The organism is Paracoccus sp. SJTW-4 (assembly GCF_047716885.1).
Lineage (GTDB): Bacteria > Pseudomonadota > Alphaproteobacteria > Rhodobacterales > Rhodobacteraceae > Paracoccus > Paracoccus solventivorans.
Window position 1 is genome coordinate 2,881,222 of sequence record NZ_CP136681.1, and the last position, 26,349, is coordinate 2,907,570.

Genomic DNA, 26,349 nt, shown 5'->3' on the forward strand with positions numbered 1-26,349 from the left:
TACAACCGCGCGCAGGCAATGCCAAGCAGGGCTGCCGCGGATGTGAGTTGCCATGCCGCGGCCATCCCCCCAGATTGGCCGCCATGGACCGCACGAGATTCAGACTGGCCGTGCTGGCGCTGGCGGTCGCCGGCGTGACCGTGCCGCTGCCCGGTGCACGGGCCGAGGATGGCGCCGCGGTTGCGCGGGCGCTGGCCGCGGCCGGGGCGCAGGACTGGGTGGCCGCCGAGGCGAGTGCCCGGCAGTCCGGCGCGCTGGCCCTCGATCTGGTGACCTGGCAGCGGCTGCGGGCCGGGCAGGGGGTGTGGGCGGAATATCTCGACTTTGCCCGGCGCAATTCCGACTGGCCGGGGATGGAGCTGCTGTATCGCCGGGGCGAAGCCGCACTGCCCCCCGACGCCCCCGCGGCCGAAGTGCTGGCGTGGTTTGGCGCGCGTCTGCCCGAAACCCTCGCCGCCGCGCAGGCATGGATCGCCGCGCAGCCGCGCAAGCAGCGTGCCGCCGCCGCGGTGCGGTTCTGGACCCAGCCCCTGCCGCTGGACGAAACCTCTGAAACTTCGTTCCTCGCCGCTCATGGCAAGGCGTTGGCCTCCCATCATGCGGCGCGGCTGGCCGCGCTGCTCGACGCCGGCGAATGGGCCGCGGCCGAGCGGATGCTGCCGCGCATTCCCCCGGGCCCGGACGCCGATCTGGCCCGTGCCCGCATCGCGGTGCAGGCCAAGCGCCCGGGAGTGGACGCGCTGATCCTGGCGCTGCCGCAGCCGCAGCGTGACGACGCCGGGCTGGCGCTGGACCGGTTCCGCTGGCGGGTGGCGGCGAAACAGGGCGACCTGGCGCGGGCGCTGATGCTGGAACGCTCGACCTCGGCCGAGGCGCTGCGCGACCCCGCCGCCTGGGTGGGGGCGCGGCGCGATCATGCCCGCGCGGCGCTGCGCGCCGGCGACTGGGCGCTGGCCGAGCGTTTGGCCGCCAACCACTTCCTGCCCGAGGGCCATGCGGATGCCGTCGATCTGGACTGGCTGGCCGGTTATGCGGCGCTGCGGGCGGGGGCCGCCGACCGTGCGGCCGCGTATTTCGCCCGGCTGCCGGTCGAGGGGCGTTCCGGGATCACCCTGTCGCGCAGCCATTACTGGCAGGGCCGCGCCGCCGAGGCGCAGGGCGACCGCGCCGCCGCCACGGCCGCTTACGCTCGCGCTGCCGCCCATCAGGCCACCTATTACGGCCAGCTCGCGGCCGAGCGGATCGGCGCCCCCATGGACCCGGCGCTGGTGCTGGCGGGGGCCGAGACGCTGCCCGACTGGCGCGGCTCGGCGCTGCTGGGCAACCGGCTGTTCCAGGCCGGGCTGTGGCTGCTGGCGGCGGGCGACGGCACGCAGGCGCAGCGGTTCTTCCTGCATCTGGCCCAGACCGCCGAACCGCAGGACATCCTGCGCATGGGCCGCTTGATGGCGGAAATGCACCGTCCCTGGGACGCGCTGCGCCTGTCCAAGGCCGCCGCCGCCAAGGGGCTGGTCCACCCGGCACTGCATTACCCGCTGACCGGGCTGGAGCGCGGCAGCTTCGGCCTGCCGCCCGAGTTGGTGATGGCGATCGCCCGGCAGGAAAGCGAGTTCAACCACACCGTCATGTCCCGCGTCGGCGCGCGCGGGCTGATGCAGGTGATGCCCGACACCGCCCGCCAGATGGCCGGCGAGATCGGCGAGGCCTTCGAGCTGCCCCGGCTGACCCGCGATGCCGCCTATAACGCCCGGCTGGGCGCGGCCTATCTGGCGGGGCTGCGCAACCGCTTCGGCAACTCGATCGCGCTGGTGGCGGCGGGATACAATGCCGGGCCGGGGCGGTCCTCGCGCTGGCTGCGCGATTTCGGCGACCTACGGGCCGAGGGTGGCCCCGACCCGGTGGATTGGGTCGAGATGATTCCGTTCGACGAGACCCGCAACTACGTGATGCGCGTGGCCGAGGCGCTGCCGATCTATCGCGCCCGCATCGCCGGGCACAGCGTGCCCTTTGTCCCCAGCTGGGACCTCAGCGGCGGGGTTTCCGCCCCGCAGGTCAGCCCCGGGCCGCTGCAACTGGCGCAATCGGCGCCCCCGCGTCCGGCGCCCGACTGGGTGACCGGCGCCTTTGCGCAGGCGGTGCAGCTGGCGCTGAACGGGGATGCGGCGGGGATCGCCCGGCTGGTCGAGGCCGCGGGCACCCCGGACGAGGCCGCCCCCCGGCCCGGCCCCCAAATCGCCGAGATCGCCCGCGCCATCGGCCCGCCCGCGATCACGGCCTCGACCGCGCCGCCCAGCCGTCCCGCGCGGTCGGGTGAGGGCGAGGCTGCTGCGGGGGCGGTGGGGGCTGTTGCCGATGTGGCCGCGGCCGGGACCGCTGCTGGCACAGGGACTGCCGTGACCGCCGGGGAGGACGCTGCTGTTCCCGCCGCCGCTGCTGGCATCGAGTCTGCCGGGCCCGCCGCTGCCGAGGCGGAAACCGCCGCTCCCGACGCTGCCGGAACAGCCGCTGGCGGCGAGGCGGCGGTGACCGCAGGGACAGCGCCTGCCACCGCTGGCGCCGAGGCTGCTGTTGCCGGGGGTGCGTCCGTTCGCGTCGGAACTGACGCGGCCGCTACTGCCGAGCCCGCTGCTGCCGAGGCTGAAACCGCCGCTTCCGACGCTGCCGGGACAGCTGCTGACGGCGAGACCGCCATGACCGCCGGGGCCGAGCCTGCCAATGCTGGCGCCGACACAACCGCTGCCGGGGGTGCCGCTACTCGCGTCGGAACTGCCGGAGCCGCTGCTGTCGAGGCCGGACCTGCCGCGACTGCCGCTCCCACCTCGCCGCCCTCTGCCGTCGCCCCGACCGGAGCCCCGCCAGCGGAAGCGCAATCCCCCGCCGCGCCCTTGCGGCCAGAGGGGATCCTGCCGGTCCCGGACCGGCTCAGGCCGGCGGAAGCTGCGCGCGCTTCTGGCGCTCTCGCCACCAGGTGAACAGCCCGGCGGCGACGATGATGATCATCCCGATCACGACGTTCGCCCCGACCGTCTCACCCAGGAACAGCAGCCCGATCAGCGACACCCAGATCAGCTGCGTATAGGAATAGGGCTGCAGGCTGGACGCCTCGGCCAGCGAATAGGCGCGGATCAGCAGGTAATGCCCCGCCACCCCGGTCACGCACAGCGTCGCCATCGGCAGCCAGTCGGCCGGCGCCAGCGGCTGCATCTGCCCCAGCCCGGCCACGGTGATCCCCGCCACCCCGGCGATGCCGGTCCAGAACAGGCTGGTGGTGGCGTCGTCCTTGGCCGAGACCATCCGGGTCAGAAGCACATAGACCGCGAACATCAGCGCCGACAGCAGCGGCAGCGCCGCCCAGGGCGAAAACACCCGCACCCCCGGCTGCAGGATGATCAGGATCCCGACGAACCCCACCGCCACCGCCGCCCAGCGGCGCCAGCCGATCCGCTCGCCCAGCACCGGGCCGGACAGGGCGACGATGATCAGCGGATGGGCGATGAAGACGGCGTGGGACTCGATCAGCCCCAGCTTGACGAAGGCGACCAGCATCACCAGGATTTCCGTCACCAGCAGCAGCCCGCGCGCGATCTGCAACCACGGGTGGCGGGTGCGGACCGCGGCGCGCAGCCCGCCCGGCTGCCGCGCCGCCAGCGCGATCGCGAACAGCGCAAAGAACCAGTAGCGCAGCATCACCACCAGCACCGGCGGATAATTCGACCCCAGATACCGCGACAGCGCGTCCTGCAGTGAAAAGATCAGGCTGACCAGGATCATCAGCAGGATCGCCAGCGCCGGCCGGTCGCCCCTACGCGCCGCAGGCGAGACCGCGGCCGGGGCCGGCACGGCGGCAGGCGGAAAAGAGGCGGAGTGAGGCATCTGGAACCACCGCGGGACAGGGGGGACTGGCCGGGACGAATCCGGGCGCACGCCCAGCGACTCGCCCCGCGCCGGAGGGGTGTCAAGCTCGATTGCGGCAGTTACGACCGAAGTCGTGCAACTCTGCGCCCGGTTGCGCGCCGCACAACGCGGGCGCGGTGGTGTTGGCCGGGTACCGGGGGCGAGCTGCGGCGGGTTCTGCGCGGCAGTCTGCCCGGGGAGGCGCCCGCATTGAACGGAACAGGGCGCGACGCCTCGACAGCTTCCGGCAATCGAGTCCCGCAGCGTTCGATGATCCGCAGTCGGTACGGAGAAACCGCCCACATGGGCGGAACCGGGCGGGGACCGTCTCGACAGCTCCCGGGCAGTCGAGCCTCGCGGCGCTTGACGAGCCGCAGTCGGTGCGGAGAGGCCGCCCGCTTTGAAACGGAACCGGGCGAGCCTGCCTCGACGCTTCGGCAGCCGAGTCCCGCAGCGTCCAACTATCCGCAGTCGGTACGGAGAAACGGCCCGCTTTGGAACAGAGCCGAGGCGGGGGCCGCCTCGACGCCCCTCGGGCAGTCGCGCCCCGCGGCGCCTGACGATCCACAGTCAGTGCAGAGAAATCGTCCGCATTGGAGATGGAACGGGGGAAGTCGCCCACATTGGAACGGCACCGAGGCGAGATCAACTCGACGGCTTCCGGGCAGCCGCGCCCCGCGGCGCTTAACGAGCCGCAGTCGGTGCGGAGAAGCCGTCTGCTTTGAAACGGAACCGGGCGAGCCCGCCTTGACGCCCTCCGGCAGTCGCGTCTTGCGGCGTTCAACTATCCGCAGTCGATGCGGAGAAACCGCCTACATTGGAACAGAACCGGGCGGGCCGCCTCGACGCTCTCTGGCAGTCGAGTCCCACAGCGGCAGCGCAACGACCGTCGCCCATCGGCGCCAAGCGCCCCGGCGCAGCCCCCGCTCAGTCGCGGCTGCGGACGATTCCGACGAAGCCCTCGAACAGGGCGGGGTTGGCGCAGACGATGTTGCCGGCGTCGGCGATGGGGCCGTCGAAGGGGCGCAGCGGCTCGACGAAGCCGCCGGCCTCGCGCACCAGCAGGATGCCGGCGCCCACGTCCCAGGCGCGGATGCCGCGTTCCCAATAGCCATCGTAGCGCCCGGCCGCGACATAGGCCATGTCGAGCGCCGCCGAGCCCCAGCGCCGCACCCCGGCGCAGACCGGCATCAGCCGCGCCAGGTCCTTCAGCGTGGCGGGCAGGGTCTTGCCGGCGCCAAAGGGAACGCCGGTCGCAAAGATGGCGCCGGCCATGTCGCGCCGCCCCGACACCCGCAGCCGCTGGTCGTTGACAAAGGCGCCGTCGCCCTTTTCGGCGGTGAACAGCTCGTCCTTGGCGGGGTCATAGACCACGGCGGCGACGATCTCGCCCTTGTGCTCCAGCGCGATCGACACCGCCCAATGCGGTAGCCCGTGCAGGAAATTGGTGGTGCCGTCCAGCGGATCGACGATCCAGCGGCGGGTGGGATCCTCGCCCGCCTCCATCCCGGTTTCCTCGCCCAGCCAGCCGTAGTTCGGGCGGGCGCCGCGCAGCTCTTCCTTGATGATGCGCTCGGCCTCGCGGTCGGCGCGGCTGACGAAATCGCCCGGGCCCTTGGAGGAGACCTGCAGGTTCTCGACCTCGCGGAAATCCTTGACGAGGCTGCGGCCGGCCTTGCGCGCGGCCTTGATCATGACGTTGAGGTTGGCGCTGGCCATCGGTCCGGTCCTATCTGGGGCAGGCCCCTTTAGTCCGAAGCGGGGGGGAAGTGAAGCGGGGCCGCGGGCAGCCGCGTTCTCACCTTCGAAATCTTCTGTCTGGAAATATCCTCCGGGCTTCCGAGCGCCCGGAAAACAGTCCGGTGGACTGTTTTCAGCGAGGAAGGCCACGGCAGTGGCCCGGGGGTGGAAAACCCCCGGTGCTACGCCTCCGCCCGGGCGCCTCGCGCCAGTCGCAGCATGTCCTGCATGAAGGGCTGGTCGCGGTCTTCCTCGCGGATGGCGGCATAAAGCCGGCGGGTGACGCCGTGCCGGCCCAGGCGCAGGGTGGCCAGGTCGGGGTTGTCGGCCTCGCGCTGCATCACCCAGTCGGGCAGCACCGCCACGCCGCGGCCCGAGGCGACCAGCAGCAGGATCACGTCGGTCAGCTCGATCTCGCGCACCGCCGCCGGCTGCACCCCGGCGGGGCCGAGGAAATGGGAAAACACGTCCAGCCGCGCCCGGTCCATCGGATAGGTGATCAGGGTCTCGGTCGCCAGATCGGCGGGCTCGGCGAAGTCGCGCCCGGCGAGCGGATGGGCGGCGGCCACCGCCAACAGCGGCTGATAGTCGAACAGCGGCTCGAAGATCACCCCCGGCAATTCCTCGGGGTCCGAGGAAATCACCAGATCGGCCTCGCCCCGGACCAGCGCCGGCAGCGCGGTGAAGGCCAGCCCGGCGCGCACGTCGATGTCGACCTGCGGCCAGCCGTGCCGGAACGCGTCCAGCGCCGGCAGCAGCCAGTTGAAACAGGCGTGGCATTCCATGGCGATATGCAGCCGGCCGACGCGGCCCTGGGTCACGCCGCGGATCTCGGCCTCGGCGGCCTCGACCATCGGCAGCACCTGCCGGGCCAGCGCCAGCAGCCGCAGCCCCGCGGGGGACAGGCGCATCGGCTTGCTTTGGCGCAGAAACAGCGTGGTGCCGGCCTGTTCCTCGAGCGCGCGGACCTGATGGGACAGCGCCGATTGGGTGATGTTCAGCACCTCGGCGGCGCGGGCCAGCCCGCCCTGGTCGTGGATGGCGCGGATCGTCCGCAGGTGGCGCAGTTCAAGATGCATGGGATTCATGTGAAACTTGTGTAAGTTGAATTTGTCTCACGCATCGGCGCGTGGCACAAGGGCCGCGAAAGGAAGCCCGCCCATGACCATTACCGTCCCCCGCATCAGCTTCGAGTTCTTCCCGCCGAAGAACCTCGACCAGTCCTTCAAGCTGTGGGAAACCGCGAATGCGCTGGCGCCGCTGGGGCCGGGTTTCGTGTCGGTCACCTATGGCGCGGGCGGCACCACAAGGCAGCTGACGCATGAGGCGGTGACGGCGCTGGCCGCCAATTACGGGCTGAACGTGGCGGCGCATCTGACCTGCGTCGAGGCGACCCGGGCCGAGACCATGCAGATCGTCGACGACTATGCCGCTGCGGGTGTGACGGAAATCGTGGCGCTGCGGGGCGACCCGCCGCAGGGTGCCGAGCGTTTCCGCCCGCATCCCGATGGTTTTGCGGATTCGGTCGAGCTGATCGGCGCCATCGCCGCGCGCGGCGGCTTCACCATCCGCTGCGGCGCCTACCCCGAGCCGCATCCCGAAAGCCCGGATACCGCCGCCGACGTGACTTGGCTGAAGCGCAAGATCGACGCGGGCGCCAGCAGCGCCATTACCCAGTTCTTCTTTGACGCCGACGTGTATTTCCGCTTTCGCGACGCCTGCGACGCGGCGGGGATCGCGGCGCCGATCCTCCCGGGCATCCTGCCGGTGCAAAGCTGGGCGGGCGCCAAGCGCTTTGCCGCGCGCTGCGGCGCCTCGGTCCCGCAATGGGCGGACGAGGCTTTTGCCGCCGCCGGACCGGAGGGCGAGCGGGCGCTGGCCATCGACATGGCGGCGGGCCTGTGCCAGCGGCTGATCGAGGGCGGGGTGGAGCGGCTGCATTTCTACACCGTCAACCGCCCCGACATGACGCTGGCGGTCTGCAAGGCGCTGGGGATCGAGGCGCGGCAGGCTCAGGTCGCCTGATCGGGCGAGGGCGCGGCGGTCTCTGCCGATTTTGCCCCGGACCGGCGCCGCAGCCGGTGCCGCATCGCCCGCAGCCGGCTGCCGAAGCGGGTTCGCGCGCGCTCGGGCGCGCCGCGCGGGCTGCGGCGGATCCGCTCGGGGTCGATGACCAGCGCCGGGCCGCCATAGGGCAGCGGCACCGATTCGTGCAGCCGGTCGCCTGCGGTGCCCACCGTGCGCGGCGCGCGCAGCAGGAACACCCGCCCCCAGCGATACCAGGTCCCCATCGAGGGCGCGGTGACGTCCGTCGCCAGCCCCTCGCGCCAGTCCGGCGGCAGCGGCAGGCCCTGCGCCGCAGCCTTGTCCAGCATCCAGACCAGCGGGATATTGGCCAGCGGCCGGCATTCCTCGCACCCGTCCAGCTGGCCGCCGATATCGGCATGAGAGCCGCGGAACCAGCGCTGCTCGACCCGCCCTTTAGGATGGTCGGCCCAGAGGATCGGAAAGAACGCCGCCCTGGTTTCGTCCAGCGCCAGCGCATGGGCGCCAAAGCGGACATGCGGCGCCAGCCCGTGGCTGTGAAAGCGGTAGCTGCCCTCGGTCAGCATCCACAGCACCGGTAGCCGCACCCCCAGCGCCGCCACCGTGTCGAACAGCCCCAGCATGTCGATGGGCACCTGCGGGTGGCAGCGCCGGCGCAGCCCGGCGCGCACCGCCTCCGAGGCCCCGTCGCGATAGATGCGCCAGGCGACGCGGATGTTGCGTTCCGTCGCATGGCGGGGGCGCAGCAGCCCCACCCGGGCGATCATCCCGGCCAGCGACCGTGCCGCGAACGCGCCCCGCGAATAGCCGAAGACGAAGATCGGGTCGCCCGGCCGCCAGCTGCTGGCCAGCCAGCCATAGGCGGTGGCGATGCGATCCTCGATCCCCCGGCCGGTCATCACCGACCGCCAGTCGTCCCATTGCAGCCCGCGCCCGTAGTGCACCCGCACCGGCATCCGCCCGCCCGGCCCGCGCTGCGACCCGGCCCGCAGCACCAGCCGCCGGATCGTGGCGATATGCGTCGCCCGCCGCCCGCGGCGCGAGGCGAGGGTTCCGTCCAGCAGGACGACATGGGCGATGGGCGGGCGGTGCAGCGGCATGATCCCATCATCAACCCGGAATGTTGCGATTCGGTTTACCCGAGCGGCAATTCCGGGCGCCCTAGTAGAAGCGGCGCACCGTCATCTGGGCAAGCTCGCCGAAGCCGTTGAAGCGGGTGTTGGTCACCACCGAATAGGCGCCGGCGCCGTGGAAGATGACATAGTCCCCCTCGGCGATGTTTTCGGGCAGCGAGACCTCGCCCGGCAGCCGGTCCACCGAATCGCAGGTCGGGCCAAAGACCACCCGGCCGGGGCCGTTCTCGCCACGCGGCTCGCCCTCGGGCGTCAGCACCTCGATGCGGTCGAGGTTGCCGATCACCGGCAGCTCGTTCATCGCGCCATAGACGCCATCGTTCAGGAACACCGCCTGCCCGTCGCGCACCGCCTTGACGCGGGTGATGATGGCAAAGGCGTCGGCGCAGATGCCGCGGCCGGGCTCGCACACCAGCGTGGGCGCGTCATGGCCAAAGGCCTGCGCCGTGGTGCGCCGGATCAGGTCGAAGATCGCGCGCAGGTCGGGTTCCACCCCGTGCACCCGCCAGGACGGAAACCCGCCGCCGACGTTCAGCCGCCGCGGGGCCACGCCCGCCATGGCGGCGATCTCGGCCGCGGTGCGGATATATTGTTCCCAGGCCGCCGGGTCGGTGCATTGCGTGCCGGGGTGGAAGGTCAGCGACGGCACATAGCCGCGCGCCGCCACCTCGCGCAGCAGCTCGGCCGCCAGTTCCGGCGTCGCCCCGAACTTGGAGCCGAAGTCATAGGCCGCGCCCGGCACCGGCAGCTTGAAGCGGGGCGAGATCTCGCAGCCCTCGGGGGGGACCTGCTCGAACAGCTTGTCCAGCTCGCTGCGGCTGTCCACCGACCACGCCTTGATGCCGGCGGCGACCGCATGGGCGATTTCGGCGCGGGAACGCACCGGGTTGTGGTAATGCCGCGCGGCATGGGGGGCGAGCCGCCCGATCAGGTCGATCTCGAACGGCGAGGCCACGTCGAAGCCGGTGATCCCCGCGGCGACCAGATTGCGGATCACCGCCGCGTCGGGGTTCGACTTGACCGCATAGGTCACCAGCCCGGGGAAGCCGGCGATGAACTCTCTCGCGCGCTGCTGCAGCACGCTGGGGGCAAAGACCAGCACCGGGTTTTCCGGTTGTAGGCTGCCGATGATCTCGGCGGGGTTGTCCCAGACGGTCACGGCCAGCTGGCCTTCGCTCAGTCCCATGCGCAATCCTTTCGTTCCCTGACCGGGGTATACCACCGCACAACGCGAGACGCGCCCTATGGGGCGCAAATATTGCGATTGAAAGGATGGATTGTCGCGTGGGCTCGGTTAAAATGACCGGAACCACCGGCGAAAAGACGACAAAAACCATGGATGACACCGACCGCGCGATTATTGCGCAGCTTGGACAGGATGCGCGCATGTCGGTGGCGGTGCTGGCGCGGCGGCTGAAACTGGCGCGTTCCACCGTGCAGGCGCGGCTGGAGCGGCTGGAAAGCTCGGGCGCCATCGCCGGCTATACGCTGCGCCTGGGCGAGGCCGCGCGCGTCACCCGCATCCGCGCCACCTGCATGTTGACGATCGAGCCGCGCGCCCAGCCGGCGATTCTGGCGCGGCTGCGGGCGATGCCGGCGGTCGAGCGGGTGCACACCACCAGCGGCCGGGTGGACCTGCTGCTGCAACTGGGCTGCGCCTCGACCACGGAACTGGACGAGGTGCTGGACCGGATCGGCAATCTGCCCGGGGTGCGTTCGTCGGAAAGCCTGGTGCATCTGTCGACCAAGCTGGACCGGGCGCTTTAGCGCACTAGCCCGGTGGACCCAGCCGGAAACGGTCGACGACCGCCTGCCCCAGTGCTTCGTTGCCGTCGAAACCGATCAGCCCCTGCGCCACCAGCTGCGCCAGCGGCGCCGGGCCATAGACGGCGATGGCCATGGCGTTGGCGGGGCCGCGAAAGATCGCATCGCCCTCGGGGCGGTCGCTGCGGCGGGTGTGCATCCCGGCGCCCGTCAGCGTGGTCGAGAAGATCTCGGCGCCCATGTCGAACCCGGCGTGCAGCACGTCCCCCGACCCGGGCCGCAGCATCGATTCCATCGACAGCATCAGCGAGGTCGGGCTGATCGGCAGCCGGTGGTCGTGGCCCGGCACCGCCACCCCCCACTGGCACAGCGCCAGCAGCACCGGGCGCAGCCCCAGCCCGTGGGCGGTCAGCTCATAGACCGGGGCGTTGGCGGGGGCGGGCAGGGTGCGGTGGGTCAGCAGCCCGGCCGCTTCCATCTCTTCCAGCCGGCGGGCCAGCATGTTGGTGGCGATGCCCGGCAGCCTGGCGCGGATCAGGCCGAATCGCTTGGGGCCCAGCATCAGCTCGCGCGCGATCAGCAGCGCCCAGCGGTCGCCGATCAGGTCCAGCGCATGGGCGGCCAGGCAGCCTTCGCCATAGGTCTTGCGGTCAGCCATTTCCTGCCGGTCCCCTTTCTCTCTTGTTCTGCTTTACAATTTCTTGCTTGCAAAATGCAAGCACTGTGGCAGCGTAGAAAGACAAAGGGAGGATCAGCCATGACCTATTACAGCGGCTCGGTCGCTGCGGTTCCGGCCGCGAACCGCGACGCCTATCTGGAACATGTCCGCCGCGCATGGCCGCTCATGCGCGAGCAGGGCGTCACCAGGATGGTCGAGACCTGGGGCGAGGACGTCCCCCACGGCAAGCGCACCGATTTCTATCGCGCCGTGCAGGCGCAAGAGGGCGAGGTGCCGGTGTTTTCCTGGATGGAATGGCCCGACCGCGCCACCTGCGACGCGGCATTCCAGCGGATGATGGCGGACGAGAGCTTCCCCGAGCGGATGGGCGAGGTGCCCTTCGACGGCAAGCGCATGATCTTGGGCGGCTTCGCGCCGCTGACCGCCGACGGCACCGACCGCGGCGCGGGCTGGTTCCAGGGCTTCCTGCTGGCGGTGCCTGCCGACAAGCGCGACGCCTATGCCAAGCTGGCCCGCGAGGCGCACGAGGAGATGTTCGCCCCCAACGGCTGCATGGGCACATTCGAGAACTGGGGCGAGGACGTGCCCCGCGGCAAGCTGACCGACATGTATCGCGCCGTCGAGGCCGAGGACGGCGAGGTGGTGGTGTTTTCCTGGACCGCCTGGCCCGATCGTGCCACCTACGAGGCTGCGGGCAAGGCGATGGAGGCCTCCATGCAGGGGCAGGAGATGCCCGACATGCCCTTTGACGGGCAGCGGATGATGTGGGGCGGCTTCGCCCCGATCTTCGACAGCGACCGCGGCTGAGGGGGGCACCATGACGGATTTCCACGGAAACCCCTGCTGGTTCGAACTGGGCACCGGCGATCTGGACGGCGCCCGGCGCTTTTACGCCGAGGTGCTGGGCTGGCAGGTCGCCGATGCGGGGATGGAGGGCTTCACCTATCTGCTAGCGCAGGCCGATGGCGACATGGTGGCCGGGATGATGGCGCTGGAGCGGCAGGCGGGCGCGCCGCCGCCGAACTGGACCATCTACCTTGCCGTCGACGACTGCGACCAGAGCGCAGAGCTGATCACCGCGGCCGGCGGCACGGTGCTGAAAGGGCCGGCCGATATCCCCGGCACCGGCCGCTTTGCCGTGGCCTCTGATCCGCAGGGCGCGGTGTTCGGCATCCTGCAACCCGACATGAGCAGCATGTCCGAGGCCGAGCTGCGCAAGGCCCGCGAAGGCGGCGCCTTCAACCAGCGCAAGGCCGGGCACGGCAACTGGATCGAGCTGATGTCCCGGGACCCCGAGGCGGGGTTCGAGTTCTATTCCTCCCTGTTCGGCTGGACCAAGGGGCAGGCGATGGACATGGGCGAGATGGGCATCTACCAGCTGTTCCGCCGCGGCGGCACCGACATCGGCGCGGTGATGGGCCTGGGCGAGTCGCCGCAGCCGGCGTGGCTGCCCTATTTCGGCGTCGACGGCGTGGATGCCGCCATCGCCCGCATCACCGCCGCGGGCGGGCGGGTGGCCCATGGCCCGCAAGAAGTCCCCGGCGGCGCCTTCATCGCGGTGGCGACCGACCCGCAGGGCGCATGGTTCGCCGTGGTCGGGCCACGCTGAGGCGGCGGGATGCTGACCATCACCACCTTTGACCGCGTGCCGCAGGCGGCGCGCGGCTATGTCCGCGACCTGCGGGTCCGCTGGGCCTGCGAGGAAGCCGGGCTGGACTATCGCGTCGAGACCGTGCCGCTGGACCCGCGCACGCCCGATCATGTCGCGCGCCAGCCCTTTGCGCAGGTGCCGATCCTGCGCGACGGCGGGCGTGTGCTGTTCGAAAGCGGCGCCATCGTGCTGTATCTGGCCGGGCGCTCGGCGGCGCTGATGCCGCCCGGCCGCGGACCCGAGGTCACGCAATGGGTGATTGCGGCGCTGAACTCGGTCGAGAGCTGGATCTTTCCGTGGCTGATCGCGCGTTTCCAGCGTGACGAGGCCGCTACCGGCAAGGCGGTCCCGCAGATGAACGCGCGGCTGGGGCAGATGCAGGCGGTTCTGGCCGGCCGCGACTGGCTGCTGGACGAAGGCTTCAGCGCCGCCGACCTGATCATGGCCGACGTGCTGCGCATCGTGAACGACGCGGGCGCGCTGGCCGAGGTCCCGGCGCTGGCGGCCTATGTGGCGCGGGCGACGGCACGACCGGCATTCGCCCGCGCCCACGCCGCCCAGATGGCGCATTTCGCTGCCCGCGACGAGGCGGCTGAATGACCCTCACCCTGTGGATGCATCCGTTTTCGTCCTTCTGCCAGAAGGTGCTGATCGCGCTTTACGAAAACGGCACCGCGTTCCAGCCGCGGCTGGTGCGGCTGGAACTGCCCGAAGAGCGCGCGGCGCTGGCCGAGCTGTGGCCGCTGGCGCGGTTCCCGGTGCTGCAGGACGGGGACCGGGTGATCGCGGAATCCTCGATCATCATCGAGTATCTGGACCGCGCCCATCCCGGACCGGCGCCGCTGGTGCCGCCGGACGCGCTGGAACTGCGGTTCATGGACCGGGTGTTCGACCTGTGGGTGCAGGGGCCCATGCAGGCGGCGGTCGCCGACGCGCTGGCTCCGCCCGACCAGCGCAGCCCGGCGCGGGTCGAACGCGGACGGCAGGATCTGGCGACCAGCTATCGCTGGCTGGACACCCGCCTGGCCGGGCGCGACTGGGCGGCGGGGGCGGGGTTTTCCATGGCCGACTGCGCCGCCGCCCCGGCGCTGTTCTATGCGCATTGGCTGCAGCCGATCCCTGCGGGCCTGCCGGTGCTGGCCGGATATTTCCGCCGGCTGATGGCGCGGCCCTCGGTCGCGCGGGCGGTGGACGAGGCCCGGCCCTGGCGGCATCTGCACCCGATTCCGCCGGCCGCGGACCTGCCCTGATCCCTTGGCCTCGGCCCGCGCGCGCGCTATTGCGGGGACCAAGCAAGGGGACCTGACGCATGAGCATGGAAAAGACCTTCGACGCCGCCACCGCCGAGGCCCGCATCGCGGCAGCGTGGGAGGATGGCGGCGCCTTTGCCGCCGGTGCCAACGCCAGGCCGGGGCAGCCCGCGTTTTCCATGGTGATCCCGCCGCCGAACGTCACCGGCAGCCTGCATATCGGCCACGCGCTGAACAACACGCTGCAGGACATCCTGGCCCGCTGGCACCGGATGCGCGGTTTCGACGTGCTGTGGCAGCCCGGGCAGGACCACGCCGGCATCGCGACCCAGATGGTGGTCGAACGCGAGCTGGCGAAAGACCCCGCCAACCCCACCCGCGCCGAGATGGGGCGCGAGGAGTTCCTGCGCCGCGTCTGGGACTGGAAGGCGCAGTCCGGCGGCACCATCATCGGCCAGCTCAAGCGGCTGGGCGCCAGCCTCGACTGGTCGCGCAATGCCTTCACCATGTCGGGCGCCCCCGGCGCGCCAGCGGGCGAACAGGGCAATTTCCACGACGCGGTGATCCGGGTCTTTGTCGACATGTACGACAAGGGGCTGATCTATCGCGGCAAGCGGCTGGTCAACTGGGACCCGCATTTCGAGACCGCGATTTCGGACCTCGAGGTCGAAAGCCGCGAGGTCGACGGCCAGATGTGGCATTTCAAATACCCGCTGGCCGGGGGCGAGACCTATGAATACGTGGAACGCGACGCCGACGGCAACGTGACCCTGCGCGAGACCCGGGACTATATCAGTATCGCCACCACCCGCCCGGAAACCATGCTGGGCGACGGCGCGGTCGCGGTGCATCCGGATGACGCCCGCTATGCCCCCATCGTCGGCAAGCTGTGCGAGATTCCGGTGGGGCCGCAGGCGCATCGCCGCCTGATCCCGATCATCACCGACGATTACCCCGACCCCGATTTCGGCTCGGGCGCGGTCAAGATCACCGGGGCGCATGATTTCAACGACTATGGCGTCGCGCTGCGCAACGGCATCCCGCTGTATGCGCTGATGGACGGGCGGGCGCGGATGCGCAGCGACGGGCTGCCTTATGCCGATTCCGCCGCCATCGCGACCCGCGCCGCGGCCGGGGTGGATGTGGGCGACGTGTCCGCGGTCAACCTCGTCCCCGAGGATCTGCGCGGGCTGGACCGGCTGGAGGCCCGCGCCCGCGTGGTCGCCGCCATCAACGCCGAGGGGCTGGCGGTCACCGATGCCGACGGCACCCCCTATGTCGAGCGCAAGAAGATCATGCAGCCCTTTGGCGACCGCTCGGGCGTGGTGATCGAGCCGATGCTGACCGACCAGTGGTTCGTCGACACCGCCGCCATCGTGCAGCCCGCCATCGACGCCGTGCGCGACGGCCGCACCCGCATCCTGCCGGAACAGCATGAAAAGGTGTATTTCCACTGGCTGGAGAATATCGAGCCGTGGACCATCTCTCGCCAGCTGTGGTGGGGGCACCAGATCCCGGTCTGGTATGGGCTGAACCTGGCCGCCGACAGCTTTACCGACGACGAAGGCGACGACGCGCTGAGCCCGATCGAGCTGCTGCGGCTGCTCAACGACGACCAGCTGGTGAGGGCGGGCGACCTGCATCACGCCGCCGCCCATTTCGAGGATCTGGTCGAGGCCTTCCGCGCCGATATCGCCGGGCTGCCGCACCCCCTGCAGGTCTGCCGCGTGATCGAGGTCGCTGACCGCGAGGCCGCGGTGGATGCCTTCGCGCAGGCGCTGGCCGACTATAACCTGACGCAGGACCCGACGCGGCTGGTCTATCCGGTCTGGCGCGACCCGGATGTGCTGGACACGTGGTTTTCCTCGGGGCTGTGGCCGATCGGGACGCTGGGCTGGCCCGAGGATACCGAAGAGCTGCGGAAATATTTTCCGACCGACACGCTGATCACCGGCTTCGACATCATCTTCTTCTGGGTGGCGCGGATGATGATGATGCAGCTGGCGGTGGTGGGCGAGGTGCCCTTCCGCACCGTCTATGTCCACGGGCTTGTGCGCGACGAAAAAGGCGCCAAGATGTCCAAGTCCAAGGGCAACGTCATCGACCCGCTGGAGCTGATCGACGCCTATGGCGCCGACGCGCTGCGCTTTACCCTGACCAGCATGGCGGCGATGGGCCGCGACCCCAAGCTGGGCCCGAAACACGTCGAGGCGAACCGCAACTTCGTCACCAAGATCTGGAACGCGGTGCGGTTTGCGGAAATGAACGGGGTGTTCGCCGCGCCCGCAGGCCAGCCGCAGCCCGCCCATACCGTGAACCGCTGGATCATCGGCGAGACCGCGCGGGCGCGGATCGCGCTGGACGACGCGCTGGCGGGCTATCGCTTCAATGAGGCGGCGCAGGGGCTTTACGGCTTCATCTGGGGCAAGCTCTGCGACTGGTATGTCGAGTTCGCGAAGCCCCTGTTCGACGGCGACCATGCCGAGGAAACCCGTGCCACCATGCGCTGGGTAATCGAGCAGGCAATCACCATGGCGCATCCGGTGATGCCGTTCGTGACCGAGGAAATCTGGGCGCTGACCGGCACCCGCGACCGGATGCTGGTGCATGGCGACTGGCCCGAATACGGCGCCGAGCTGATCGACGCCGGTGCCGACCGGCAGATGAACTGGGTGATCGGGCTGATCGAGGACATCCGCTCGGCCCGCGCGCAGATGGGGGTTCCGGCGGCGGCACGGCTCGACCTGATCGTGACCCAGGCGGATGCGGCCGCGCGCGAGGCGCTGGCGGCGAACGCGCCGCTGATCGAGCGGCTGGCGCGGGTGAATGCGCCCGTGGACGGCACGGCCGGGCGCGGGATGATCGCGGTGGCGGCGCCGGGCGCGTCCTTTGCGCTGCCCATCGGCGAGGTGATCGACGTCGCGGCCGAGGCGGCGCGGCTGGAAAAATCGCTGGCGCGCAGCGAAAAGGACGCCGGCGGCCTGCGCGGTCGTCTGGACAATCCGCGTTTCGTGGAAAACGCCGACGCCGAGGTGATCGAGGAAACCCGCGGCAAGCTGGCGGCGCTGGACGAGGAAATCGCCCGCACCCGCGCGGCGCTGGAGCAGTTGCGGGCGATGTGAGGCCCATTCGTGCGGGGGCCCGGCGGTGGTGCCGGGCGGCCCGTGCGGTGCCCCAAGTCGGGTATTTGGGCCAGAAAGAAGCCCTTGCCGGATCAGCCGGGGCGGAAGCCTGTCGGGATGCGGTCGGTGCCGTCGAGGATGAGATCGGCCAGCATCGCGGCAACGGCAGGGGCCATGGCGAAGCCGATCTTGAAGCCTCCGTTGGCGACGAAATGACCGGGGCGGCCGGGCCAGGGGCCGACCAGCGGCGCGCGGCTGGCGGCGCGGGGGCGGATGCCGGCCCAGCGTTCCAGCACCTCGGCCCCCGCCAGTTGCGGGCACAGCGCGCGGGCGCGGGCGATCAGCGTATCCAGCTGCTCGTCGGTGGCGGTATCCTCGCGCCCCGGCTCGCTGGTCGAGCCGATGGCGGTGGTGCCGTCGGCGTGCGGGACCACATGCAGCCCCTCGGCGAACACCTGCGGCGCGTCGGGGGCGGCGTGGGCAAGCAGCGCCGACTGGCCCTTGACCCCGTCGCCGGCCTTGTGACCGAGGTCGCGGCCCAGATCCGCCAGCCCTTGCACGCCGGTGGCCCAGATCGCGCCCTGCGGCAGATCCTCGGGGCGCTGGCGGCCGGCGGATTCGATGATCTCGCCACCGCTGGCGCGGATCGCGGCAGCCAGCGCAGCGCCGGCCGCGCGGGGCGACAGCCGGGCGGTGAGGTTGTCGGCAAGCCACAGCCCCGAGGCACTGTCGGGCACCAGCGCCCCCGTCGGTGCATCGGTCAGCGTCATGCGGAAGGGCGCGGGCCAGTCCTGCGCCGCCGCCTCAACACGGGCGCGTGCCTGATCCTCGGCGCCCGGGGCCACGGGTTGCAGCCGTCCGTTGCGGGCATAGCCGGGATCGGCGCCGCCGGCATCGCCCACCGACTGCCACCAGCTTTCCGCCGCGATCAGTGCGTCCAGTTGGGTCTGCTTCTTGGGGTTCCACGCCCCCGGCGCATGGGGGGCCAGCGCGCCGACCGTGCCGCCGCTGGGGCCCGCGCCGATACGCTCGGCCTCGATCACCGTCACCCGCGCCCCGCGCCGCGCCAGTTCCCAGCCGCAGCACAGCCCGAAGATGCCGGCGCCGACCACCGTCAGATGTCTTGCCATGGCCGTCGTCCCCCGTCATCAGGATTTGTCGGCACGAGGGGGTAACGCTTATGGGCGGCGACGAAAAGATGCCCCGTGAAAGCGGGATCGAATGGCGGGGCGCGGTCCCGGTCTCGAACCGCTTCGACGACCCGTATTTCAGCCTGGCCGGGGGGCTGGCGGAAACGCGGCATGTGTTCCTGGCCGGCAACGATCTGCCGCAGCGGCTGCGCCCGGGGTTCCACGTGGCCGAGACCGGCTTCGGCACCGGGCTGAACCTGCTGGCGCTGGCGCAGGTGGCCGAGGTGCCGGTGCGCTTCACCAGTTTCGAGGCCTTTCCGCTGGGGGTGGAGGAGCTGGCCCGTGCCCATGCGGCCTTCCCCGAGCTTGCCGGGCTGTCGGCGCGGCTGCGTGCCGGCTGGGGTGCGGCGGGGCTGCAGGTCGGGCAGGTCACGGCCGAGGTTATCCTGGGCGATGCGCGCGAAACCCTGCCTGCGTGGCCGGGGCGTGCCGATGCGTGGTTCCTTGACGGGTTCTCGCCCGCCCGCAACCCCGAGCTGTGGTCGGATGCGCTGCTGGCCGAAATCGGCCGCCACACCGCGCCGGGCGGCAGTTTCGCAACCTATACCGCCGCCGGCCATGTCCGCCGGGCGCTGGCGGCCGCGGGGTTCGAGGTTGCGCGCAGCCCCGGCTTTGCCGGCAAGCGCCACATGAGCCGCGGCATCCTGCGCTAGGGGCGGCGCACCGGCGGAATGCGGCTGGGCGCGAACTGGCTGGGCGGATGCGGCGGGTGCCCGTGGGTGCGGCGCCAGTAGCCCGGGCCGCCCAGCCACAGGAACCGCGCCAGCGTCAGCGCCACCCCGGCGGCGAACCCGCCGGCATGGGCCCAATAGGCGACGCCCGGTCCCACCCCGGCCATGGCATAGCCCGAGGCCAGCTGCAGCAGGAACCACATGCCCAGCATCAGCCAGGCGGGCAGGGTGACCACCCGCACCAGCACCACCACGATGACCAGCACATCCACCCGCGCCCGCGGAAACAGCAGCAGATAGCCGCCCATCACCCCGGCAATCGCCCCCGAGGCGCCGACCATCGGCACGCCGGGATCGGGCTCGGCCGCGATCTGCGCCGCTGCCGCCGCCAGCCCGCAGGCAAGATAGAACAGCAGGAACCCCAGCCGTCCGAACTGATCCTCGAGATTGTCGCCGAAGATCCACAGGAACAGCATGTTCCCGGCCAGGTGCAGCAGCCCGGCGTGCAGGAACATATGGGTCAGCAGCCCCCACAGCAGCTCTCCCTGCGCGACCGCGGCGGGGTAAAGCGCCAGCTGGGTCCACAGCCGGGCCCCGGCCTCGTCCAGCGGCAGGGTCAGCAGGAATATCGCGACATTCGCCAGGATCAGCGCGATGGTGACCACCGGCCGGGTTTGCGAAGGGTTGTGGTCGCGGATCGGGAACATGGTGCTGCGGGGTCCGGGCGGCGCTGCGCCTGAGTGTCACGGCACGGGGCTGTTGTGCAACCCGGCAGGTGTTCTACACATGGCGCGTGAACCCCAGCCGGAGGAGGGCCGAGCCGCCATGACCACCATGACCGACCGCAAGAACGCCGCGATTTCGCGGGGGGTGGGAATGACCACCCAGATCTATGCCGAACGCGCCGAAAACGCCGAGATCTGGGACCGCGAGGGCCGGCGCTACATCGACTTTGCCGCCGGGATCGCGGTGGTGAACACCGGCCACCGCCATCCCAAGGTGGTGCAGGCGGTCAAGGACCAGCTCGACCGCTTTACCCACACCTGCCACCAGGTCGTGCCCTATGAAAACTACGTGGCCCTGGCCGAGCGGCTGAACGATCTGGTCCCCGGCGATTTCGAGAAAAAGACCATCTTCGCCACCACCGGCGCCGAGGCGGTGGAAAACGCGGTCAAGATCGCGCGCTTTGCCACCGGGCGCAGCGCGATCATCGCCTTTACCGGCGCGTTCCACGGCCGCACCTTCATGGGGATGACGCTGACCGGCAAGGTCCAGCCCTACAAGGCGGGCTTCGGGGCGATGATGCCCGACGTGTTCCACCTGCCGTTCCCCAACGAGCTGCACGGCGTCAGCCAGGACGACGCGCTGGCGGCGCTCGACAAGCTGTTCAAGGCCGATGTCGACCCCGCCCGCGTCGCCGCGATCATCGTCGAGCCGGTGCAGGGCGAGGGCGGGTTCTATCCGGTGCCCTCGGGCTTCATGCAGAAGCTGCGGGCGCTTTGCGACGACAACGGCATCCTGCTGATCGCCGACGAGGTGCAGACCGGCTTTGCCCGCACCGGCCGGCTGTTCGCGATGGAGCTGCACGGCGTGGCCGCCGACATCACCACCATGGCCAAGGGGCTGGGCGGCGGGCTGCCGATCTCGGCGGTGACCGGGCGGGCCGAGATCATGGACGCACCGAACCCCGGGGGGCTGGGCGGCACCTATGCCGGCAACCCGCTGGGGGTGGCCGCGGCCCATGCGGTGCTGGACATCATCGAGGAGGAGGGCCTGTGCGACCGGGCCGAGCGGCTGGGCCAGCGGCTCAAGCAGCGGCTGGCGAGCTTGCGCGACGACGTGCCGGAAATCGTGGACATCCGCGGCCCGGGGCTGATGAACGCGGTCGAGTTCAATGTGGCCGGCAGCGACCGCCCGAACCCCGAGATGACCAACCGGGTGCGGGAAGAGGCGCTTGAGCGGGGGCTGATCCTGCTGACCTGCGGGGTCTACGGCAACGTCATCCGCTTTCTGCCGCCGCTGACCGTGCCCGACGCGGTGTTCGACGAGGCGCTGGGGATTCTCGAAGATTCGATCCGCGCCGCCCGCGGCTAAGCCAGGGGCGAAAAGGGGGGCGCCGTGGCGCCCCCGATCACAACCCGCCCAGCAGCGCCTCGGTCAGCGGATGTGCGGGGTCGGCCAGCCCGGCGATCACGTCCAGATGGTGGCGCCCGGGCTCGACGGTCAGGGTCGTTCGGCGGGGAATCCCGGCCCATGCGGCCTGCAGCAGCTGCGACTGCCGGATGAACACCGGCCGCTCATCGCCGCCGACCCACAGATGCAGTTCGCACCCCGCAGCCGGCAGGTGGAACAGCGGGCTTTCCGTGCGGACCACCGCATCATCCAACCCCAGATCGCCGCGCATCGCGGTCAGCTGCAGGGGGCGCAGATCGAACAGCCCGGAAATCGGCAGGCAGCGCGCCACCCGCGCCAGAACCGGCGCCGGCAGGGGGCTGTCGTCGCAGACCAGCCGCGCCGCCAGATGCCCGCCCGCGGAGTGGCCGCAAAGCGCGATGGGCCCGGAAACCTCGCCCGCCGCTGCCGCCACCTGCGCGGCGATGCGGTCGCGCATCTCGCGCAGGCCGGCGCCGGGCGCCAGCGGATAAGAGGGCAGCAGCACCGCCCAGCCAAGCGCCAGCGCGCCTGCCGCCAGATGCGAAAACCACGAGGGGCCGAACTTCATCCAGTAGCCGCCATGGACGAACACCATCAGCCCGCGCGGCTGGCCGGCGGGCAGGTAGAACTCGGCATCACGATGCTCTTTCTTCTGTCCGAAAATATCCCGGGGGCCCGGGGGCTGGCCCCCGGTTCCACGCTGCCGTTCCCGGAAATCCGCGGCCGCCTGCGCCCAGGCATCGGGAAACCCCGCGCCGCCCGCGATATGGGCGATATTGGCATAGGCGTCGTCCCAGTCGGCGATCTGCGCGACGCCGGGTTCGCGGCCGCTCATTCCGGCTTGACCTTGGCGGCGGTGCCCTTGGCGAATGCCTCCAGCCGGGCCTTGGCGGCCTCTTGCGTGTTGACCACGCCCGCGACCACGGCCTCGGCATAGGCGGCGTCCAGCGCGCTCATGTTCTGCATGTGGCTGATGGCCGAGCAGATGGCAAAGTTTGACAGCGGCGGGTTCTGGGCGGCGGCGCGGGCGATCTCATAGGCTTTCGCCTCGGAATCCTCGACCAGATATTGCGCAAGGCCCACGTCCACCGCCTCTTGCCCGCGGTAGAGCCGGCCCGACAGCATCATGTCGATCATCCTTGCCTTGCCGATCAGGTCGGCCACGCGGATGGTGGCGCCGCCGCCGGTGAACAGCCCGCGCTGGCCCTCGGGCAGGCCGAAATAGGTGGTCTGGTCCGCGACCCGGATATGGGCCGAGGACGCCAGTTCCAGCCCGCCGCCGACGACCGCGCCCTTGAGCGCCGCGATCACCGGCACGCCGCCGTATTCCATCTTGTTGAATGCCTCGTGCCAGCGCATGCAGACATGCATGAAATCCGCGGCGCTGCGGTCGGCGTGGTAGTGTTCCACCAGATCCAGCCCGGCGCTGAAATGCGTGCCCTCGCCGCGCAGCACGCAGGCGCGCACCCCGGCGCGGGGCAGCAGCGAGAACACGTCCACCAGTTCCTCGATGGTGGCGGCGTCCAGGGCGTTGCGCTTGGTCGGGCGGTTCAGCGACACCGTGGCGATACCGTCGTCGTCCACCGCGACAGCCAGGTTTTCAAGCTTGAGATCGGACAGGTTGCGCATGGTTTCAGCCTTTCGGAATCAGGTGGATGACATAGGGAATGGTCAGGATGCTGACCGCGGTCGAGATCAGGATCGCGGCCGAGACCCGCTGCTCGGCCAGCTGGAAGTGATGGGCGAGGATATAGACGTTGCCCGCCACCGGCAGCGCGGCGGCGGCGACCATCACCCCCGCGGCGATCGGATCCACCGCCAGCGCCCAGGCGGCCAGAGCCACCATGACCGGGTGCAGCACCAGCTTGGCGGCGCTGAGCCACGCGGCCGGGCCGACCCGCCGCGCCGGGCGATGCGCGAGCGAGGCGCCGATGGCGAACAGCGCCCCCGGCGTCGCCGCCGCCCCCAGCAGCGACATGTATTGCGCCGCCGGCTCTGGCAGCGGCAGGCGCAGCCCCGACCAGGCCAGCCCCGCCGCCATCGCCACGATCATCGGGTTGCCGGCGATGCCGCGCAGCACCGGCAGCAGCATCCCCACCCCGATCCGCCCGTGCCGCGCGACGGCGACGATCAGGGTGATGAGGGTCGAGAACACCACCAGGTCCAGCGTCAGCACCATCAGCACCGGCCCGACCGCCGCCGGCCCCAGCAGCACCACCAGCATCGGCACCCCCAGAAAGCCGGTGTTCCCGATCATCCCGGTATGGGCCAGCATCGCCGATTCCGCCGGGCCCGCACCGCGGTTGCGGGCGATCGCCGCCACCAGCAGCCACACCGCGGCCGAGCCGCCCACATAGGCCAGCGCGAATCGCAGGTCGAACAGCGCCGCGATGTCCAGCTGCGCGGCAAAGCCGAACAGCATCGCCGACAGCGCGAAATAGAACACGAAACGGGTCAGCGCCGCGGTGGCGGGTTCGGAAAACATCCCGATCCGGCCCGCGGCCCAGCCGGTGCCGATCAGCGCAAAGAACGGCAGGGTCTGCAGAAAGATCGCCAGCATGGCGTTCCCTCCTTCGCCTCGGCCGTCACTTGGTGGCGCACAGAACCATTCCCCGCGCGCGGGTGCAAGATCAGCCGCGGCGGACCAGATAGCGGCGGGCGCCGTCGGGCAGGGGGGCCGAGGACAGCAGCTGGTGCCCTGCTTCGGCGCAGAAATGCGGCACGTCCAGCACCGCCGCCGGGTCGGTCGCCTCAAGCGCCACCACTGCGCCCGGGGCGGCGCCTTGCAGCGCCCGGCGCAGCCGCAGCACCGGCAGCGGGCAGAGCAGGTGGCGGGCGTCGATCTCGGCCACCGGTCCGGGGGTCGTCACAGGATCAGGGGCGGGCATGGGGGCTCAGGCCGCCGCGTCGCGGGGGCGCAGGCACCAGTCGGCGGCGGTGTCCCAGTCGAGCAGGGTGGCCTCGCCGCCGGTGAACTCAAGGAAGGCGGGCAGGTAGTCGGGGGCAACCGCGGTCAGCACCGGGATGCCCTGGCCCAGCGATTCGGCGATCAGCTCGCGAAAGCCGCGGCCCAGCGATTCCTGCTTGCCGAACTTGTTGACCAGCACCAGATCCGCGCCCGCCAGCGCCGACAGCGCCAGTGCGACCGCGCGTTCCAGCGCGTCCGGGTCCAGCCGGCAGCCGCGCGACCCCGGCCCCAGCGCCTGCGAGATGCGGATCGGGGCCGTCTCCGCGCCCATCACCGACAGCTCCATGTCGCAGGTGCAGTCGCCGGTGCCGCTGTTGACCTGCACCGCGCCGCCCAGCCGCAGCCCGCGCGCGGCCAGCAGGCGGGCAAGAGCGGCCATGCGGTCGCTGCCGTCGGTCTCGTCATGGATCACATAGCCCAGCATGGCGGCGATCCTACGGCCCGCCCGGCGGCACGGCAAGCGGACGCGAGGCCGCAGCCGCTTGCAGCCCCCGCGGCCCCGGCGCAGAGTGCCGCGCATGGACGGGAATATTGCGGGAATCGTGCTGGCCGGGGGGCAGTCGCGCCGGATGGGCGGCGGCGACAAGGGGCTGCTGGACCTTGGCGGGCAGCCGCTGATCGGCCACGTGATCGCGCGTCTGGGCTGCGCGCGGGCAATCAGCGCCAATGGCGATCCGGCGCGCTATGCGGGGTTCGGGCTTGCGGTGCTGCCCGACAGCATCGCGGACTGGCCCGGGCCGCTGGCCGGGGTGCTGGCGGGGATGGACTGGGCGGCGGCGCGGGGCATCGCGCGCATCGTCACCGCCGCCGCCGACACGCCGTTTTTCCCGCCCGACCTGGCCGCGCGGCTGGCGGGGACGCAGGCGCCGGTGGCGATGGCGACCTGCGGCGGGCAGGACCACCCCGCCTTTGCCGCCTGGGACGTGAACCTGCGCGAGGATCTGCGCGCGGCGCTGCTGGCGGGGACGCGGCGGATGCGCGGTTGGATGGACGTGCAGGGCGCGGCGCGGGTCGAGTTCCCGGCGGAACCCGACGGCGCGGACCCGTTCTTCAACATCAACACCCCCGCCGATCTGGAAACCGCCCGTGCGATGCTGGCGGGCACACCGTGACCCCAAATTGATGACGAAAGCCCGGTGATGGACCTGAAATCCGCCCTGATGGGCCTGGGCTTTGCGGCGATCTGGGCCTCGGCCTTCACCTCGACGCGGATCGCGGTGATCGAGATGCCGCCGCTGCTGGCGCTGGTGATCCGCTTCGGCGCCTCGGCCGTGATCGCGATGGGGCTGGCCTGGGCGATGGGGCAGTCGCTGCGGCTGAGCCGGGCCGAGTGGCGCACGGTGATCGTGTTCGGCCTGTGCCAGAACGCGCTTTATCTGGGGCTCAACTGGACCGCGATGCAGTGGGTCGAGGCCTCGGCCGCCTCGATCATCGCCTCGATGATGCCGCTGATGGTGGCCTTTGCCGGCTGGGCGGTGCTGGGCGAGCCGCTGCGCCGGCAGGCGGCGCTGGGGCTGGTGGTCGGCGTGATCGGCGTCGTCATCATCATGAGCGTGCGGCTGTCGCAGGGGATGCATCTGGTCGGGCTGCTGATGTGCCTGGCGGCGGTGGTGGCGCTGGCGGTGGCCACGATGGCGGTGCGCAACGCCGGCGGCGGCGCGAATGTGCTGATGATCGTGGGGCTGCAGATGGCGGTGGGGGCGGCGGCGCTGGCGCTGCCCTCGGCCGTGCTGGAATGGGGCCGGCCGTGGGAATGGAGCGGGCGGCTGATCGGTGCGCTGGCCTATTCGGTGCTGGTGCCGGGGATTTTCGCCACCTTCATCTGGTTCCGGCTGGTCACCCGCATCGGGGCGGTGCGGGCGGCGGCGTTCCATTTCCTGTCGCCGCCGCTGGGCGTCGCCATCGCGGCGCTGTGGCTGGGGGAAAGCTTCGGCTGGTCGGACGTGATCGGCTCGGCCGTGGTGGCGGCGGGGATCCTGATGGTGCAGCTGGCGCGGGTGCCGCGGACCGAGGCTATTCCGGTGACCTCCGGCGGCTGAACCCGGACGCGAAACGGGCCGCCGGAATGGTCCCGACGGCCCATGGCA

The 26,349-nt window shown here is 71.0% G+C and carries 25 protein-coding genes; 12 read left to right on the top strand and 13 right to left on the bottom strand.

Annotated elements, in window-relative coordinates; genetic code table 11:
* The first annotated feature begins 83 nt into the window (after positions 1-83).
* A complete protein-coding gene (locus RSP45_RS14100) occupies positions 84-2,972 on the top strand; it encodes a transglycosylase SLT domain-containing protein (RefSeq protein ID WP_415392411.1) in 2,889 nt (962 codons plus the stop codon).
* Here RSP45_RS14100 and RSP45_RS14105 read toward each other — a convergent pair.
* The 3 genes from RSP45_RS14105 to RSP45_RS14115 all read right to left on the bottom strand — a co-directional run bounded on the left by RSP45_RS14105 (position 2,923) and on the right by RSP45_RS14115 (position 6,713).
* Complete coding sequence (locus RSP45_RS14105; protein WP_415392412.1) at positions 2,923-3,873, bottom strand: DMT family transporter; 951 nt, start codon at positions 3,871-3,873, stop codon at positions 2,923-2,925. The two genes, RSP45_RS14100 and RSP45_RS14105, sit on opposite strands and share 50 nt — an antisense overlap.
* Before the next feature lie 948 nt (positions 3,874-4,821).
* Entirely contained in the window at positions 4,822-5,613 is a 792-nt protein-coding gene (locus RSP45_RS14110) for an inositol monophosphatase family protein (protein WP_415392413.1), read from the bottom strand.
* Between the two features lie 203 nt (positions 5,614-5,816).
* The gene (locus RSP45_RS14115) at positions 5,817-6,713 is read right to left on the bottom strand and encodes a LysR substrate-binding domain-containing protein (protein WP_415394079.1); all 897 of its coding nucleotides are present in this window, start codon (positions 6,711-6,713) and stop codon (positions 5,817-5,819) included.
* Between the two features lie 88 nt (positions 6,714-6,801).
* Here RSP45_RS14115 and metF point away from each other — a divergent pair, with 88 nt between their 5' ends.
* Positions 6,802-7,659 carry a methylenetetrahydrofolate reductase [NAD(P)H] gene (gene metF, locus RSP45_RS14120; protein ID WP_415394080.1) on the top strand — a complete coding sequence of 286 codons (858 nt, stop codon included), beginning with the start codon at positions 6,802-6,804 and terminating at the stop codon, positions 7,657-7,659.
* Here metF and RSP45_RS14125 read toward each other — a convergent pair.
* Both RSP45_RS14125 and RSP45_RS14130 read right to left on the bottom strand, forming a co-directional pair.
* Positions 7,647-8,780: a DUF2235 domain-containing protein gene (locus tag RSP45_RS14125; protein ID WP_415392414.1), complete on the bottom strand. Its 1,134-nt coding sequence runs from the start codon at positions 8,778-8,780 to the stop codon at positions 7,647-7,649. The genes metF and RSP45_RS14125 overlap by 13 nt on opposite strands.
* Positions 8,781-8,841: 61 nt before the next feature.
* Positions 8,842-9,999 carry a type III PLP-dependent enzyme gene (locus RSP45_RS14130; protein WP_415392415.1) on the bottom strand — a complete coding sequence of 386 codons (1,158 nt, stop codon included), beginning with the start codon at positions 9,997-9,999 and terminating at the stop codon, positions 8,842-8,844.
* A 149-nt stretch (positions 10,000-10,148) separates the two neighbouring features.
* On the opposite strand from RSP45_RS14130, the gene RSP45_RS14135 reads away from it, so the two are divergent.
* Positions 10,149-10,580 (top strand): Lrp/AsnC family transcriptional regulator, encoded by a 432-nt coding sequence (locus tag RSP45_RS14135; protein ID WP_073067584.1) that lies wholly within the window; start codon positions 10,149-10,151, stop codon positions 10,578-10,580.
* Positions 10,581-10,584: 4 nt separating this feature from the next.
* Here the strand turns inward: RSP45_RS14135 and RSP45_RS14140 are convergent, their stop codons facing one another.
* Positions 10,585-11,235: a winged helix-turn-helix transcriptional regulator gene (locus RSP45_RS14140; protein WP_415392416.1), complete on the bottom strand. Its 651-nt coding sequence runs from the start codon at positions 11,233-11,235 to the stop codon at positions 10,585-10,587.
* 99 nt (positions 11,236-11,334) lie between these two features.
* Between RSP45_RS14140 and RSP45_RS14145 the strand changes: the two genes are divergently transcribed.
* Genes RSP45_RS14145 through RSP45_RS14165 form a run of 5 tightly spaced genes read left to right on the top strand, consistent with a single transcriptional unit; the run spans position 11,335 to position 17,279 of the window.
* A complete protein-coding gene (locus tag RSP45_RS14145) occupies positions 11,335-12,063 on the top strand; it encodes a DUF1428 domain-containing protein (RefSeq protein WP_415392417.1) in 729 nt (242 codons plus the stop codon).
* Positions 12,064-12,073: 10 nt separating this feature from the next.
* Positions 12,074-12,865, top strand: coding sequence for a VOC family protein (locus RSP45_RS14150; RefSeq protein ID WP_415392418.1), 792 nt, complete (start codon positions 12,074-12,076; stop codon positions 12,863-12,865).
* Positions 12,866-12,874: 9 nt separating this feature from the next.
* The gene (locus RSP45_RS14155; protein ID WP_415392419.1) at positions 12,875-13,507 is read left to right on the top strand and encodes a glutathione S-transferase family protein; all 633 of its coding nucleotides are present in this window, start codon (positions 12,875-12,877) and stop codon (positions 13,505-13,507) included.
* Positions 13,504-14,157 (top strand): glutathione S-transferase family protein, encoded by a 654-nt coding sequence (locus tag RSP45_RS14160; protein WP_415392420.1) that lies wholly within the window; start codon positions 13,504-13,506, stop codon positions 14,155-14,157. Before RSP45_RS14155 ends, RSP45_RS14160 begins: the two co-directional genes overlap by 4 nt.
* A 59-nt stretch (positions 14,158-14,216) precedes the next feature.
* Positions 14,217-17,279 carry a valine--tRNA ligase gene (locus RSP45_RS14165; RefSeq protein WP_415392421.1) on the top strand — a complete coding sequence of 1,021 codons (3,063 nt, stop codon included), beginning with the start codon at positions 14,217-14,219 and terminating at the stop codon, positions 17,277-17,279.
* A gap of 92 nt (positions 17,280-17,371) precedes the next feature.
* Here the strand turns inward: RSP45_RS14165 and RSP45_RS14170 are convergent, their stop codons facing one another.
* On the bottom strand, positions 17,372-18,409 hold the full coding sequence (locus RSP45_RS14170; RefSeq protein ID WP_415392422.1) for an NAD(P)/FAD-dependent oxidoreductase: 1,038 nt from the start codon (positions 18,407-18,409) through the stop codon (positions 17,372-17,374).
* 68 nt (positions 18,410-18,477) lie between these two features.
* On the opposite strand from RSP45_RS14170, the gene mnmD reads away from it, so the two are divergent.
* A complete protein-coding gene (mnmD, locus tag RSP45_RS14175; RefSeq protein WP_415392423.1) occupies positions 18,478-19,122 on the top strand; it encodes a tRNA (5-methylaminomethyl-2-thiouridine)(34)-methyltransferase MnmD in 645 nt (214 codons plus the stop codon).
* Here mnmD and RSP45_RS14180 read toward each other — a convergent pair.
* Positions 19,119-19,847, bottom strand: coding sequence for a rhomboid family intramembrane serine protease (locus RSP45_RS14180; RefSeq protein ID WP_415392424.1), 729 nt, complete (start codon positions 19,845-19,847; stop codon positions 19,119-19,121). The genes mnmD and RSP45_RS14180 overlap by 4 nt on opposite strands.
* Positions 19,848-19,965: 118 nt before the next feature.
* Here RSP45_RS14180 and RSP45_RS14185 point away from each other — a divergent pair, with 118 nt between their 5' ends.
* Positions 19,966-21,234: a 4-aminobutyrate--2-oxoglutarate transaminase gene (locus tag RSP45_RS14185; protein WP_415392425.1), complete on the top strand. Its 1,269-nt coding sequence runs from the start codon at positions 19,966-19,968 to the stop codon at positions 21,232-21,234.
* Between the two features lie 37 nt (positions 21,235-21,271).
* Here the strand turns inward: RSP45_RS14185 and RSP45_RS14190 are convergent, their stop codons facing one another.
* The 5 genes from RSP45_RS14190 to RSP45_RS14210 form a co-directional block, all read right to left on the bottom strand.
* A complete protein-coding gene (locus RSP45_RS14190) occupies positions 21,272-22,129 on the bottom strand; it encodes an alpha/beta hydrolase (RefSeq protein WP_415392426.1) in 858 nt (285 codons plus the stop codon).
* Positions 22,126-22,923 (bottom strand): crotonase/enoyl-CoA hydratase family protein, encoded by a 798-nt coding sequence (locus tag RSP45_RS14195; protein WP_415392427.1) that lies wholly within the window; start codon positions 22,921-22,923, stop codon positions 22,126-22,128. Before RSP45_RS14195 ends, RSP45_RS14190 begins: the two co-directional genes overlap by 4 nt.
* Positions 22,924-22,927: 4 nt before the next feature.
* On the bottom strand, positions 22,928-23,854 hold the full coding sequence (locus RSP45_RS14200) for an AEC family transporter (RefSeq protein WP_073067476.1): 927 nt from the start codon (positions 23,852-23,854) through the stop codon (positions 22,928-22,930).
* 70 nt (positions 23,855-23,924) lie between these two features.
* Positions 23,925-24,164 carry a sulfurtransferase TusA family protein gene (locus RSP45_RS14205; RefSeq protein ID WP_415392428.1) on the bottom strand — a complete coding sequence of 80 codons (240 nt, stop codon included), beginning with the start codon at positions 24,162-24,164 and terminating at the stop codon, positions 23,925-23,927.
* Between the two features lie 24 nt (positions 24,165-24,188).
* On the bottom strand, positions 24,189-24,686 hold the full coding sequence (locus RSP45_RS14210; protein WP_415392429.1) for a DUF2478 domain-containing protein: 498 nt from the start codon (positions 24,684-24,686) through the stop codon (positions 24,189-24,191).
* 94 nt (positions 24,687-24,780) lie between these two features.
* Here RSP45_RS14210 and mobA point away from each other — a divergent pair, with 94 nt between their 5' ends.
* A complete protein-coding gene (gene mobA, locus RSP45_RS14215; protein WP_415392430.1) occupies positions 24,781-25,374 on the top strand; it encodes a molybdenum cofactor guanylyltransferase MobA in 594 nt (197 codons plus the stop codon).
* Positions 25,375-25,401: 27 nt separating this feature from the next.
* Positions 25,402-26,301, top strand: a complete 900-nt coding sequence (locus RSP45_RS14220) for a DMT family transporter (RefSeq protein ID WP_415392431.1) — start codon at positions 25,402-25,404, stop codon at positions 26,299-26,301.
* Positions 26,302-26,349: the final 48 nt, after the last annotated feature.